Source organism: Psychrobacter sp. P11G5 (assembly GCF_001593305.1).
GTDB lineage: Bacteria > Pseudomonadota > Gammaproteobacteria > Pseudomonadales > Moraxellaceae > Psychrobacter.
Window position 1 is genome coordinate 1,790,748 of record NZ_CP012533.1, and the last position, 14,351, is coordinate 1,805,098.

11 protein-coding genes are annotated in these 14,351 nt (G+C 40.3%); 4 read left to right on the forward strand and 7 right to left on the reverse strand.

From position 1 onward, the window contains the following. Positions 1 to 229 precede the first annotated feature (229 nt). From prpC to AK825_RS07335, 4 genes are all read right to left on the reverse strand, one after another. On the reverse strand, positions 230 to 1,357 hold the full coding sequence (prpC, locus tag AK825_RS07320) for a 2-methylcitrate synthase (RefSeq protein WP_068035859.1): 1,128 nt from the start codon (positions 1,355 to 1,357) through the stop codon (positions 230 to 232). Positions 1,358 to 1,463: 106 nt separating this feature from the next. Further along, positions 1,464 to 2,357 carry a methylisocitrate lyase gene (gene prpB / locus AK825_RS07325; RefSeq protein WP_068035862.1) on the reverse strand — a complete coding sequence of 298 codons (894 nt, stop codon included), beginning with the start codon at positions 2,355 to 2,357 and terminating at the stop codon, positions 1,464 to 1,466. 508 nt (positions 2,358 to 2,865) lie between these two features. Next, positions 2,866 to 4,152, reverse strand: a complete 1,287-nt coding sequence (locus AK825_RS07330) for a divalent metal cation transporter (protein WP_068035864.1) — start codon at positions 4,150 to 4,152, stop codon at positions 2,866 to 2,868. A 309-nt stretch (positions 4,153 to 4,461) separates the two neighbouring features. Continuing rightward, positions 4,462 to 5,442 (reverse strand): LysR family transcriptional regulator, encoded by a 981-nt coding sequence (locus tag AK825_RS07335; RefSeq protein ID WP_068035866.1) that lies wholly within the window; start codon positions 5,440 to 5,442, stop codon positions 4,462 to 4,464. Positions 5,443 to 5,670: 228 nt separating this feature from the next. Between AK825_RS07335 and AK825_RS07340 the strand changes: the two genes are divergently transcribed. Together AK825_RS07340 and AK825_RS07345 are read left to right on the forward strand one after the other, a co-directional pair. Continuing rightward, positions 5,671 to 6,627, forward strand: coding sequence for a hypothetical protein (locus AK825_RS07340; RefSeq protein ID WP_068035868.1), 957 nt, complete (start codon positions 5,671 to 5,673; stop codon positions 6,625 to 6,627). Between the two features lie 576 nt (positions 6,628 to 7,203). Continuing rightward, positions 7,204 to 10,434: an ESPR-type extended signal peptide-containing protein gene (locus AK825_RS07345; RefSeq protein WP_068035870.1), complete on the forward strand. Its 3,231-nt coding sequence runs from the start codon at positions 7,204 to 7,206 to the stop codon at positions 10,432 to 10,434. Positions 10,435 to 10,720: 286 nt separating this feature from the next. Here the strand turns inward: AK825_RS07345 and AK825_RS07350 are convergent, their stop codons facing one another. Beyond that, positions 10,721 to 11,155, reverse strand: a complete 435-nt coding sequence (locus AK825_RS07350) for a hypothetical protein (RefSeq protein WP_227514033.1) — start codon at positions 11,153 to 11,155, stop codon at positions 10,721 to 10,723. Positions 11,156 to 11,361: 206 nt separating this feature from the next. On the opposite strand from AK825_RS07350, the gene AK825_RS07355 reads away from it, so the two are divergent. Then, positions 11,362 to 12,036: a hypothetical protein gene (locus AK825_RS07355; protein WP_068035873.1), complete on the forward strand. Its 675-nt coding sequence runs from the start codon at positions 11,362 to 11,364 to the stop codon at positions 12,034 to 12,036. Positions 12,037 to 12,214: 178 nt separating this feature from the next. Here AK825_RS07355 and AK825_RS07360 read toward each other — a convergent pair whose 3' ends face one another. Continuing rightward, the gene (locus AK825_RS07360; RefSeq protein WP_068035875.1) at positions 12,215 to 12,958 is read right to left on the reverse strand and encodes a M90 family metallopeptidase; all 744 of its coding nucleotides are present in this window, start codon (positions 12,956 to 12,958) and stop codon (positions 12,215 to 12,217) included. 101 nt (positions 12,959 to 13,059) lie between these two features. Then, a complete protein-coding gene (locus AK825_RS07365) occupies positions 13,060 to 13,410 on the reverse strand; it encodes a hypothetical protein (protein WP_149038754.1) in 351 nt (116 codons plus the stop codon). Positions 13,411 to 13,589: 179 nt separating this feature from the next. Here AK825_RS07365 and AK825_RS07370 point away from each other — a divergent pair, with 179 nt between their 5' ends. Then, complete coding sequence (locus tag AK825_RS07370) at positions 13,590 to 14,348, forward strand: 5-oxoprolinase subunit PxpA (protein ID WP_068035880.1); 759 nt, start codon at positions 13,590 to 13,592, stop codon at positions 14,346 to 14,348. The last annotated feature ends 3 nt before the right edge of the window (positions 14,349 to 14,351 follow it).

Consider the following 14,351-nt stretch of genomic DNA (forward strand, 5'->3'; position numbering starts at 1 on the left):
AGTCACCTTTGGCTGTTAGCTGGTTTAGATTAAAATCAAAAAAGTCATTCTTTTAGCAAAGTCGTTCTCAATGATGAGATTAGGCTTTGCTAAAAAAACGTTATTGAGAGAATAAGGTTAAGATTATTAAGAAAATAAAATTTAACTGCTAAGCATAAATATATTCACGACTTAGCAGTTAAACACGTTATCTAGCATAAGAGCTTATACTAGATAACTAACTGATATATTAACGCTCGCTCATCGCTGGTACTGAACGCAAGTCTTCACCGATATATTCCGCACTTGGGCGAATGATACGGTTGTTAGCACGTTGCTCAAATACGTGTGCGGCCCAGCCAGTTAGACGTGAACATACAAAAATTGGCGTGAACAGTTTGGTTGGGATACCCATAAAGTGATAGGCAGAGGCATGGAAGAAATCAGCATTACAGAACAGTTTCTTTTCGCGCCACATTACTTCTTCACAGCGTACTGATACTGGGTATAGCACCTCATCACCAACATCGGTAGCCAATTTTTCAGCCCAGCCTTTAATGACGACGTTACGTGGATCTGATTCGCTATAGATAGCATGACCAAAGCCCATAATCTTATCTTTACGTGCCAGCATGCCCATCATCTCTTCTTCAGCTTCATCAGGTGAGCTAAAGCCTTCAATCATATCCATAGCCGCCTCATTAGCGCCGCCATGCAAATGACCGCGCAATGAGCCAATCGCGCCAGTAATACAAGAATGGATATCTGACAGAGTCGATGCACAGACGCGCGCGGTAAAGGTTGAGGCGTTAAACTCGTGCTCTGCGTACAAGATTAAGGAGACGTTCATAACCTTAGTATGCAACTCGTTTGGTTTTTCACCTTTAAGTAAGTGTAAGAAATGCCCACCAATCGTTTCATCATCAGTTTCAGTCTCGATGCGCACGTTATCATGCGTGAAGCGATACCAATAGTTGATAATCGATGGGAACACTGCCAGCATGCGATCTGTTTGGTCGTTTTCTTGCGAAAAGTCAGTTTCAGTCTCAAGGTTACCGAGCATAGAACAACCGGTACGCAATACATCCATCGGATGCGCATCGCTTGGAATACGCTCAAGCACATCTTTCAATGCTTGTGGTAGACCGCGTAGTTTTTTCAGTTTGGCTTGGTAGGCATCAAGCTCACTTTGGGTTGGCAAGTTGCCATAAAGTAGCAAGTAGGCCACTTCTTCAAAAATGCATTTATCAGCCAACTCTGACACGTCATAACCGCGATAGGTCAAACCTGAGCCTGATTTTCCGACCGTTGATAGAGCTGTTTTACCTGCGACTTGACCGCGTAGACCTGCGCCTGAAAGTTCTTTCTGTGCTGCCATGATTAAATTCCTTTTGTTGGTAGCTTTTTTGGGTGGGACGATAGTAAAAATGAATAAATAAAATCAAATTCTAATGATTTTATTTATGTCTTAATTGACTTATGTCTTACTTGTTGTCGGCAAATAATTTATCTAGTGTTTGCTCAAACTCATGATAGTTTAAGAAATCATAGAGCTCCATACGCGTCTGCATGGTATCAACGACTTTTTCTTGCGTACCATCAGACAAGATATGCTGATAAACGTTCAGCGCAGCTTTGTTCATTGCACGGAAGGCTGATAATGGATATAACACCATGTCTACGCCAACACCATGTAATTGCTCTGTGGTGTATAGGTCAGTTTGACCAAACTCAGTCATGTTTGCTAGTACTGGAATATCCAGTACATCCGTAAACTTACGGTACATCTCGATATCTGTTAATGCTTCAGCAAAGATCATATCAGCACCCGCTTCTTGGAAGGCAACAGCACGCTCAACGGCAGCATCAAGCCCTTCAACAGATAGGGCATCGGTACGCGCCATTATTACAAAGTCACTGTCAGTTTTGGCATCAAGAGCGGCTTTTAGACGATCAACCATCTCAGAGATACTAACAATTTCTTTATTAGGGCGATGGCCACAGCGCTTTTGGGCGACTTGGTCTTCGATATGTACCGCTGCAACTCCTGCTTTTTCCATTTTTCTAACGGTTTGGCTAATGTTGAATGCGCCACCAAAGCCGGTATCAATATCGACAAGCAATGGTGTATCAACCGCATCGGTAATACGGCGCGCATCTTCTAGAACATTATCAAGGCTGGTCATACCTAAGTCTGGGAGACCAAATGAGGCGTTCGCTACACCAGCACCAGAAAGATATAATGCTTGATGACCGACTTGGGTTGCCATCATTGCTGTATAAGCGTTAATAGTACCGACTATCTGTAGCGGTTGGTTATTGTCATTATTTTGTTTCATGGCATTGCGAAAACGCGCGCCAGCTGATGATGAAGTCATTCGAGAATCCTTGCGTGGAGGGTTAGTCTTACTGTAGGGATAGTTAGATACTAACTATTATTTTTTCTTTCGTTTTTATATACTTAGTTAGATGTTCAGTTCAGCATTGTTCATTCTTAACCAGAACATCCGTTGCTATAACGAATTTTTATTAACTTAGAGTATACGCAATTATCCCTAGTTTGAAAGAGGTTATTACCAGTAGTATATTAGCCTAGATTAATATATATTGTAGAAATATTAATATTATTCATATTTTGAATGATGATATCCAAATTCTAATGATATATTCACTTTACTATGCATATCAATAAACATAGTTGTTTTAATGCGGGTTAGGTTGTCATATTTAGTTACATTTATAATGGCCGATAAGCAGCGATACCAATACAGAAGAAGATCGAGCATATTATTAATTTTATCTTTTTGACAATAGAAAAAGCCCTGATAGCTAGTAGCTAAGAGGGCTTTTGGTTTTTTATTGCTTAATTAGGCTTTTGATAAGATTTTAGCCAAGCAGACCAGCAAGGTTAGCTAAGAATAACAGGGCGACGCCGCCTAAGAAAAGTAAGCTTGTAATCGAATAAGCATTCATACCTGGTGATAGTTTTTGATGGTTTTTTACTAAAGAATAGTTCAACCAACCAAAAATAGGCGCTGATACAAAGGCGGATATCATAGCGAACTTCAACATAGCACCTAACTGTCCAGTAAAGAAAGTGATAATAACCAAACCCCCACCAATCGCATAAGTCGTCCAAAAAGCAATCTGCTTTTTATTAATCTCGCTCTCACCTTTTATTAACCGCCAGCACTCAGCATTGGCACGGCCATAACCATCTGCACAGGTAATGGTAGTACCAAACATGCACATAAAGGCGACGAAAGCGACTAGCAGTCTTGACCACTCACCAATCGTGGCTGTATACATATTAATTAGCTGATCAATATAAGCAACCCCTGCGGTTTGAATCTCTTGACCAGAGCCATACTGAACGAAAACACCTAACGATAAAAAAAATAACGCTAAAACAGCAGAAACCAAAAAGCCCACATTAAAATCAAGCAAACCTTGTTTATGAGTGGTGTTATCCGCTTTTCTCTTTGCAGATGTCCACATTGAGGTAATGGCAGCAAATTCAAGCGGCGCTGGCATCCAGCCCATGAGAGCCACAATAAATCCTAGAGTCGCTAAATTCCAAGGGGAGGCGGCGACAAAGTCAGGGGTCATCACCGTTGGCTTGCCAGCAGCAATAATGACCGCTAATACGGTTGCACTGACCAGAGCAATCATAATCCATTTAGTCACCCCATCGAGCAACTTATAGTGACCGGCAATCAGAAAGAACCAGCAAACAGCAACGATGATAATAGCCAAGCCAATACTGGACAGTCCTACAGAAGCGGGCAGCATAAAGCCCAATATCACTGCCGCAAGTAGGGTCACTGCACCTGTACTAATCACTGCGGATAGGATAGATAAAACAAAGTAGATCCATAGATACGCTTTTGAGCGCTTAGCATAACCAGCAATTAAACTCTCGCCAGTATCGTAGACATAATCTGTGCCAAAGCGAAAGAAAGGATACTTAAAGACGTTGGCTAAAATAATCATGATCGCTAACTGCCAGCCGTATATAGCGCCCGCCTGCGTTGATGAAATTAAATGCGAGCCACCAATGGCAGCAGTCGCCATCAAAATTCCTGGTCCAAAGATACGCCAGCTAAAGCCTTCTTGTTGAGCGTTAGCGCTACCGTCAGCTGTACTTGGATTATTGAGTTGTTGAGTGGTCATGAATACCTCGAAATGGTTAAAACGGCAAATTATCACTTACCTGTGTCAGCTTGCCAATGATCAGTAGAAAATCGTTCTATCTCGGGCAGGCCAAAATATAAAACGATTCATATCGTATCGACTTTAGCACACCAATGCTCTTCAGGATAATGATTATTCTAGTTATTATTACTATTTGTTTGCATCGCCATTCTTGATAGTTATCATAATAAATAACTAATATCAAGCATTAGCATTAATTATTTTTTGGCGATTCTTTATACCACAATATGCAGCCGATATCTGATAATTTCAGACTATTCTTATAATTTACAGCTTTGACACAAATTTTTGCTGCCGATAAGTAATTCCGCGCCGCTCATAGACATGATAAATTGCGGTGAGCAGATTGGGTATCTTTGGGTGTACAAAATCTTTGAGAGTGTGTAGGTAAATAGGGGAGGTAACATTCTCATGAATCAAGCGCTGATAACTGATTTGTTCAGTACGTACTGTTTTGAGGCTGGCAGGCACTAAAGTAATACCCTCACCAGCAGCTACCAGACCAAGTGCTACTTGCAAATCGCTGACCTCAGTCGTCATTAGTGGCGTGATACCGTATTGCGCAAACAAGTGTAGTAAAGGTTCGGTAACAGGCTCATTATCTGGCGTGCCGTTTTTTCTGGTTTTTAAGGTGGTAGCAGTAGTAGACATTGGCAAATGAGTTTGGTGATATAGAATCAAACGGTTATTCGCCAAATCAATCAGACGTTGTTCCTTGGTATGAGCAAGTGGGTGCGCTTTGGGCAATGCCACTAAATAGCGTTCATGGCGCAATAAAATCTGCTGTATCCACGCATCTTGATGAGCAAAGCGCCCAAAGCCGATGTCAATTTCACCTGATTTAAGCGCTTCAACTTGCTGGTAGGAGCTGATGTCTTTTAGATTAACCTCAATATCAGGACTCTGTTGTTTCAAAGACGCAATAATTTCGGGTAAATGTCCGTAGAGCACTGACGGTACAAAACCAATATTAAGTGCTGTACTTGGCGCTGATAAACGCTGGGTCATACTGGTAATAGTATTGAGCTCTGTTAATACGGCACTGACTTTGTCATAAAAGAATTGACCGGCTTCCGTTAATTGTAGGGGACGATGATAGCGATCAACCAATATCACATCCATATCAGTCTCAAGTTGCTTGAGCTGCCGACTAAGACTAGGCTGCGATAAGCCCGTTATCTCAGCTGCCGCACTAAAGCTTTTTAGATCAGCGATAGCAATAAAGGCATTAAGCTGCTTTAAATCCATGGTTTATAGTCCTATCACAGTCGCTTTATTTTTTGTCTTTAATTAGGTGCATAGTGTTATCTGTAAGGCTGGCATAGATTTTGCTACTTCGGCACCAAATTAATACTAGCAAACCAAATTATGCTTCAAAACTATTAATTAGCTAGCAAGACATTAATCAGATATCAGCATCATAACGTAATTCTAGCGGTCATTTAAGAATAATGACATAACTTGGTTTATTATCATATGAATGATTTAGATAACTATAATATAGAAAACAATATCTTAGACAATATCTTAGACAATAATAAATCAGATATCGAAGGAGATTTATCTAAAAGTAATTATACGAAAACCAATAATAATAAAACCAGCGATATTTATGAGCGCTTTATTAATCGAGTTCAAAGCATCAATGGCTTTGGTTCTAATGACAAAACTGACGAGAATAATCAGACCAGTCTCGATGACACATCTGTATACGAGCCTTTAAGTGATGAAGAGCTGCAGTTTGTTATAAGCCCTGAACAAACATTAGATATCCAAGAAACAAGTACTATTACATCTAACAATGAAGATAACGCAATGGAGCTGTCTTTAGAAGATAGTGATACGTTTGACGATGCCATATTAGTGTCAGCCACTGAGTCTAGTATAGACTCAGATGCTAAAAAGGTAGGTGTATTAAAAGGCAGGCAAGTCGGAAGTCTAAAGCTACTGATAATTGGTATTGTCTGCGGCTTATTACTCAGCGTACTTACTGCCATACTGTTAAACGCTACTGGCATTTTTGCGACCTTGAACGATTACCTAACTTCAAACAATTCGCAAAAAACAGAAACAAGTACAAGTGTGTCAACTGCCAGTGCTGAGCCAGCAAATAATGATGAGACAGTAGTTGAAGCCAATGATGTAAGTCTTGATAGTCTAAGTACAGAGGACTTGAGTTTGGATAATCGTAATGAGATAGTCGCTGAGGAAAAATCAATAGATGGAGATGAAAACGTTAAGTCTGAGTCAATTAATGACCCAAAACAAAATACGTCATCAAAAACAATCACAAAAAGTCCAGCACCCAAAAAAAATACTGAAAGCAAAGCTGAAAATATTAAGACTGATAACGCTAAAACTGAAACGGTCATTAGTTATGAAGATTTTGCAAAAGAGGCGCAGAGCACTTTATATCGAGAAGCCAACAACTAATCATTGAAAACTATAGTTAAGTTATAAGCGTTTAAAATAATTTATTGTAAACAATAACTTACGATCTATAGTTAAAATATTTTCAAAAAAATAAAATTAATGCTATTTATTTATAAAAAAATAAGAAAGTAGATTAATAAAATACCAAATGTAAACAAAATAATTTAAATGAACTTTTGTAATTAAATTTATTTTTTTAATAAACAACTACTTTTGTCTAAAAAACGACTTATGATTAGAAGACAGATAGCCATAAGTTGGTAACGCCCAAAGCTGACGAGAATGCTAGTTTATTAGGATTAAACACGCCCCGATATTGAATGATAATCATTTAATATCGGGGCGTGTTTTTTTATATGTACGTTATATTTTAAATGACTGTAGAAACACCCTGTATTTAATAAGAAAATAGTTTTTAATTTATCGAATGAATAGAAAATTGTTCATTAGTATGTTTATTATGTTTTTTTTGTAGAAATTAGTAATAAATAATTACGCTATATTTACATTCTGTATGCTTGCAAATACATCCGCTTTAACGAATACTAAATATTCTTTTAAGCTAAGGAGCAAGCTATGAATAAAATATTTAAAAAAGTTTGGAATAAGTCATTGGGATGCGTAGTCGTCGTATCTGAGAATGCAAAAAGTGCTGGCAAGACTAATGGTACTACTGGCAGTATTAGCCAAACGACTAGTCCATCTATTCATACATCCAACAATTCAACTAATTATCAAATGCTTACCTTAAAGACTTTAGTGCTTAGTATGGCGGCTATTAGCGCTACTGTCTGGGCAGATACTGGTTTCAATAATACAGACCCTAGTTTCAATGATTTAGATAAAAACAGTAGTGATGTGGACTTGGATGAAAATCCAATTCCTTTGTTCGGTACTGAAGTCGGTTTTGACAATGATGCATGGGGTAGATTTAGTAGTGCTGTAGGTAGTAGTAATAAGGCATCAGGTGATGAAAGCAATGCTATAGGTGGTAGCAATAAAGCATGGGGTTATGACAGCAGTGCAATAGGTAGTAATAATACAGCAACGACTTATGGGACCAATGCCCTAGGTAGTAACAATACTGCATCGGGAGAATATAGCAGTGCAATAGGTAGTAATAATACAGCGACGAATTTTTTGAACAATGCCCTAGGTAGTAATAATACTGCATCAGGAGAATATAGCAGTGCAGTGGGTGCTCATAATGAAGCTTCGGGTGAAAATAGTAGTGCGGTGGGTTTTGAAAACGAAGCAGCAGGACTTAATAGTAGTGCATTAGGTAATAGTAATAGAGCAGTAGGTGAAGAAAACAGCACTGCAGTGGGTTATAACAATACTGCAAGTGGTATGTTCAATAGCAGTGCAATAGGTTTCAGTAACGAAGCACAAGAGGAAAATAGCAGTGCAGTAGGCTATAGCAATCGTGCAGCAGGTTATTTTAGCAGTGCCGTAGGTAGTAACAACAATGCATCAGGTGATTGGAGCAGTGCCGTAGGTCATAACAATGATGCAACAGGTCCCATGAGTAGTGCTATAGGTGATAGCAATACAGCAACGACTTATGGGACCGTTGCACTAGGTAGTGGCAATACAGCATCGGAGGAATATAGCAGTGCAGTGGGTAATGGTAATAGCGCAGAGGGCGGTTGGAGCAATGCGCTAGGTCGTGCTAATCGTACATCTGGTTTTTATAGCAGTGCAGTGGGTAACGAGAATACTGCTTCAGGTGAAAATAGTAGTGCCGTAGGTTATACAAATGAATCATCAGGACTTAATAGTAGTGCGGTAGGTTCTCAAAATACCGCATCGGGTGAAAACACTAATGCAGTAGGTCTTAATAATACTGCAAGCGGTCCATTAAGTAATGCCTTAGGTAATGGTAATACTGCATCGGGTAATAGCAGTAGTGCGATGGGTTTCAGTAATAAAGCATCATTTACAAATAGTAGTGCAGTGGGTAATAACAATACCGCATCAGGTAGGTTTAGCAGTGCGCTGGGGTATAACAATACCGCATCGAATAGATACAGCAGTGCAGTGGGTGCTAATAATGAGGCATCGGAGGAACGTAGCAGTGCGGTGGGTGTCAATAATAAAGCATTAGGCACTGAGAGCAATGCGCTAGGTTTTCTTAATAGTGCACAGGGGGATAGTAGCAGTGCAGTAGGTGCTTTTAATGAAGCATCGGATTATGGAAGTAGTGCGATAGGTTTCAATAATGAAGCATCGGATGACTTTGGCAATGCAATAGGAGCTGCTAATAAGGCATCAGCACGTAATAGCAGTGCGATAGGTGTTAGTAATACAGCACTGGGTATCGATAGCAGTGCGCTGGGTCGCGCCAATACGGCATCGGGTATTATTAGCAGTGCAGTAGGTGTTTCCAATGAAGCTTCAGGTACTGCTAGTAGTGCTATAGGTCGTGCTAATACCGCATCAGGTGGAAATAGTAGTGCGCTGGGTTTTGCTAACGTAGCGCTGGGTACTAATAGTAGTGCGCTGGGTTCTGAAAATAGAGCAGAGGGCACTAATAGCAGTGCGATGGGCCGTAGTAATACTGCATCCGGTAACTTTAGCACCGCAATGGGACGTAGTAATACGGCATCAAGCGGCTACAGCAGTGCAGTAGGCTTCAATAATATTGCCTCAGGTGGAAGTAGTAGTGCAGTAGGTCGTTCCAATACTGTATCAGGTAATGAAAGTAGTGCGGTAGGTTATAGAAATGTCGCATCGGGTAGTTTTAGTAATGTGTTTGGAAGCAACAGCCAAGCCACAGCAGCACGTGCGACCGCTATTGGTCATGACTCTCTTGCAAATGAGACGAATACCATTTCAGTGGGTCGTGCAGGTGCAGAAAAACGCATTACCAACGTTGCTGATCCACTAAATGCGTATGATGCCGTGAATAAACGTTATGTTGATGACCAGATATTGGTTATACAACAGACCTTTACAGCAGTGCGTGCGCAGCCTAAATTCATTGAAGATGATAGCGATATGGCTGTAGCAACATTTGCTATTGGCAATAACGCAAGAATGATGTCTGTCAGTCTTAATGATGTAGATACCAATAACTTCTCAGTACAAGGTCAAGGCGAGCAATCTATTGCCATTGGTGATGGTGCAGAAGCCAGCGGTGTACAAGCAATTAGTATAGGTACAGGTAATAAGGTGACTGGAAATCATTCTGGTGCGATTGGTGATCCAAGTGTCGTCAGTGGCAATAACAGTTACAGTGTTGGTAACGACAATAATGTGTCTGGCGATAATACTTTTGTGCTAGGCAACAATGTCAATACTTCAGCTCAAAATGTGGTGGTATTGGGTAATGACTCTAGCTCTGATCGTGACAATACGGTGTCGGTTGGTTCTGCTACTAGCCAACGTCAAATCATCAATGTCGCTGCTGGTACCGCTGATACTGATGCCGTAAATGTGAGTCAACTACAAGCTGAAAAAACGAACGCTATCGAAACGGCCAATGCATATACCGATACTGGTATAGCGACTTTGAATAATACATTCCAAAGTTATGAATACGAAAATGACAGACGTTTTCGGGAGGTTGATGAGCGTTTTGATCGTCAAGGAGCTATGAGTGCCGCGATGTTAAATATGGCCACGAGTACATCAGGACTATCAGGTAAAAATCGTATTGGCGTAGGCGCAGGTTTTCAGGGGTCTGAGCAAGCAGTTTCAGTCGGCTATCAACGTGTCATCCATCCCAATGCTAGCGTTAGTGTTGGTGGCGCTTTTACCAAAGACGAAACCTCTGGTGGTGTAGGTTTGGGTTATAGCTGGTAAGGATTAATTAGGCACAAACAAGGGATATTTATTTATCCCTTGTTTTTTTATAAACATTAACTGCCATCACAGTTTAATATAAAACAGTCTGTATCATGAAGTTATTGCTACATAGACTTCATTTAACATAATATACATTATGCGAAAACAAACCAATGGTCTTAAGAGCTGAGCGCATAATGTTTTATCTAGTACTATTTGCAAATCTTGCCATTCATTTCTATAAAAATTTTTTCAATACTTAAAATTCTACATTATTTATATCAGTATTTAATATCGATACCAGCTAACGACAGTTTTTAAGTAAATGTTCTCTTAAAGATGTGCCGTCCTCATCTAAGATTACATCTGCCACTTGGCAAGCCGCTTTATTATCGATGCTATCACACGACAACTCATAATAAACATCATTGCCTTGCGCTAAGCTGACTTGAACCAATCCTGTTGTGGTCACTGAAAACTTCTTATCTTGTGCATAGTCAGGATCTTGGGAACTCCACAACACGTCATAACCAATATGACAGGACACTTGCTCTTTATCAAAGTAATCTTGCTCAAGCTGCATTGCTTCCTGTAGCTCTTGACTGCCATATTGTTGCAGCACAACCGGATAATCTTGACCTTGATTATTCACATCCTGCTGGTACATTTTGGCAATAGTATTAACTTTCATGGCAAAAACCATCTGTAACGGCTCTGTTAGATTAGCGACAGCCGTCATAGCAGAAAACCCTATTATTAACATTATTATAGAAAATATCGTTTTTTGCATGGTGTCCTCCATGAACTATGACATTTTAAGTGTTAAATTCATTAAAACACATATAAACTATCATTTGACTGCATAATTGTTTAGTATTTATATTAGTTTAATTCCACTCTAATTCCATTTTTATTCAAGCAGTAAGCTACGATAAGGATATTGTTATGATGCCGTCATCTTGTTTGCATATCTCTCAGTCTTATCTTTATAAACTATCAATCGCTGCATGTTTTACTTCAATACTGATTGCCACTGGTTGCCAATCTTCTGCCGAGTCCAGCACGACCGCTTCCAATCAACCAAATGGCAACTCATCGACACCAGTTGTCTCAGATATCAGTCAACAAACCCTTAGGCAGCAAGCGTTACGTATACAACGTGCACTCGCTAATAATGATTTTGCAAGAATCACCAATGATATCCATCCAACACGTGGCATTCGCTTCTCAATGTACGCCTATGTGCGTCCTGAAGCTGATAAAGTCTTTAGTCGTGAGCAATATGCAAAGTATCTACAGCAGTCCAAAATTCGCTTCACTTGGGGCGAACTTGACGGTACTGGTGACCTATTGGTGACTCCATTACCAGAATATTTAAATACTTGGGTTGCGGCGCAAGAATATAATAATAGCGCCATCAGTATCAATGAATTCCGCCAAACAGGTGGTATGATTAATAACTTAAGAGATGTCTATCAAAACTCAGATGTGGTTGAGTTCTATTATAAAGGGTCAGATGTATACGATGGCATGGACTGGCGCATCATGCGTTTAGTGTTTGATGACTATCAAGGCAAGCGCTATCTGGTGGCCATTATTAATGATCGGTGGACAGTTTAAGTAAAACATAAGCATATGATTTGATAGTTAAATTTCATTGAAAAAGGGCGATGCGTCATATGTGATGCACTGCCCTTTTCGTTTATAATTATCCGATATCCGATATCTGATGCGCTGGGCGCACCCTACAAAAATTTTTGTTTCTTGTTATGACTATATGCTCATATTTTGATATAAATCACATTGGCGTCTGGCGAAAGAATTTCACCATAATCTCATAAATATCAGGATAAGCGTCTACCAGCTTTTGCGGAGTCTCAAAAAACACCTCACTAAGTACCGCAAAAAATTCCGCTGGATTAGTCGCACCATAACGATCGAGTCCTGACTTGCGATGGGTTTGAAAGTCTTCAAAATCACGGCTCATAATCTTTGTCCACCGCTCGGGATCCATATCAGGTTGTAGTGGTGGAAAGCCATTGGCGCGACCATTGAGCATATCGAGCTTATGCACGAACTCGTGAATGACAACATTGTGACCATCACGCTCGCCTGAGTGCTTGGCATCTTTCCATGACAGTATCACAGGCCCGTGCTGCCAGGCCTCACCACTACGATGTTGAGTTCCCTCATGAACGATGCCGTACTCATCCACGGTAGTAGTTTCGCTTTTATACGAACCAGGATAGATGATGACTGACGACCAGCCAGTGTACCATTCAAGGCCTAAGTTTAAGATAGGTAGACAAGCTTGTAAGGCAATAGATTTCCTAACAGCATCGGTAATCTCAAAGCCTTGAGCGCCGTTAATAGATTTGTCGTCCAAAAACAATGTCGCCAGCTCAAACAAACGAGACATCTCATCCTTGTTTAGCCTATCAAGTATGACAATACGCTCGGCAGCTTGCATCCAATCCGCATCAGTAAATTCACTGTTGTCCAATATATGCTGCTCGCGCCAGTCTTTTATCATGCTAAACATATTGGCTTTCCTTAATATTTCCAGTAATGAAACTACTATTTCTAGTCATGGTATAAGTTAATGGCTAAATGACATTAATGACTTAAATAGTATCTATCGCGTCAATCGAAACTGTTATTAGTGATAAGAGCTAAGTTACCCTCACCGTTCTTTTCCATATAGTGCTGACCATAACGAATAAACTCAATATAATTATTAGATAAAGGTTGGATATTGCTCTTATCTAACTCTTCTTTATAATCCGCTATCGAGCCTTGTATCCATTCCCCTTCATTGGTACTGCTAAATGCATATGCTGAACTACACATTACTACCGTATTGCACTTGATTGTATTGGCTTCATTTTTAAGTTCTTTCAGAGAGTTAATGACATAGGCCTGAATACGTTTGGGTTTAATCGGCTCGTAGCTCGAATCAATGAGGAGTATCTCAAGTTTTAGATGCGCCATCATATAGCTTACTATCAGTAGCTCAAAGCTATGTATGCACTGCAGTGAATATTGCTAAACTTAATCTTATATTGTTATACTCAAATCGTTCATATTTATTAATGTTACTGTACAAGAATTAAAAATATTAATATAGCTCTTTAATTGCCATAAATGTGAATGTATTCCTAGGGAGAGGTTCAATGACACTAACGATCGATCTGAATTCAGATATGGGAGAAGGGTTTGGTGCTTGGTCGGTTGGCGACGGGGTCGATCCCGACATTATGCCATTTATCAGCTCCGCCAATATTGCAGCAGGCTTTCATGCTGGAGACCCTTCCATCATGATTGAGACGTTGCGTTTGGCATCGCGCCATGGAGTATGCATTGGTGTACATCCAGGATTTCGTGATTTGGTAGGATTCGGACGTCGCCATATTTCGGCGCCCGCCGATGAACTGGTGAATGACGCTCTGTACCAACTGGGTGCTCTGCGTGAACTTGCTCACCTTGAAGGCCTCAAGATGCATCATTTCAAACTGCATGGCGCGTTATTCATGCATGCAGCACGAGATAAGGAGTTTGCCGAAAAGCTAACATCTGCTCTGGCAATTGTCGCTCCTGACTTATATATTTATTGCCTAGCCGACTCAGCCATTGATAATGCGGCAAAAAGCGTTGGGTTACAGAGAATTCATGAGTTTTACGCGGATCGTGATTACGACGATGAAGGAAACATTGTATTCGTGCGCAAGGTCAATCGCCTTGATCCTGAGATGGTGGCAAAAAAAGTGTTACTTGCCTGCCAAGACAACGAGGTAGAGGCGGTTAGCGGCAAACTAATAAAGGTTAAATTCGACTCTATATGCATTCACAGCGATACTCCGGGTGCCCTTTCGTTGATTAAGGCTGTACGAATAGCTCTTGATAACGCCGGTATCAAGGTAGCGGCTCCTTAACTC

Coding starts and splice junctions, on each gene's coding strand:
- AK825_RS07345 (WP_068035870.1), top strand. CDS start 7,204: ATGAATAAAATATTTAAAAAAGTTTGGAATAAGTCATTGGGATGCGTA.
- AK825_RS07350 (WP_227514033.1), bottom strand. CDS start 11,155: ATGACGGCTGTCGCTAATCTAACAGAGCCGTTACAGATGGTTTTTGCC.
- prpB (WP_068035862.1), bottom strand. CDS start 2,357: ATGACTTCATCATCAGCTGGCGCGCGTTTTCGCAATGCCATGAAACAA.
- AK825_RS07370 (WP_068035880.1), top strand. CDS start 13,590: ATGACACTAACGATCGATCTGAATTCAGATATGGGAGAAGGGTTTGGT.
- AK825_RS07355 (WP_068035873.1), top strand. CDS start 11,362: ATGATGCCGTCATCTTGTTTGCATATCTCTCAGTCTTATCTTTATAAA.
- AK825_RS07365 (WP_149038754.1), bottom strand. CDS start 13,410: ATGATGGCGCATCTAAAACTTGAGATACTCCTCATTGATTCGAGCTAC.
- AK825_RS07330 (WP_068035864.1), bottom strand. CDS start 4,152: ATGACCACTCAACAACTCAATAATCCAAGTACAGCTGACGGTAGCGCT.
- AK825_RS07335 (WP_068035866.1), bottom strand. CDS start 5,442: ATGGATTTAAAGCAGCTTAATGCCTTTATTGCTATCGCTGATCTAAAA.
- AK825_RS07360 (WP_068035875.1), bottom strand. CDS start 12,958: ATGTTTAGCATGATAAAAGACTGGCGCGAGCAGCATATATTGGACAAC.
- prpC (WP_068035859.1), bottom strand. CDS start 1,357: ATGGCAGCACAGAAAGAACTTTCAGGCGCAGGTCTACGCGGTCAAGTC.
- AK825_RS07340 (WP_068035868.1), top strand. CDS start 5,671: ATGAATGATTTAGATAACTATAATATAGAAAACAATATCTTAGACAAT.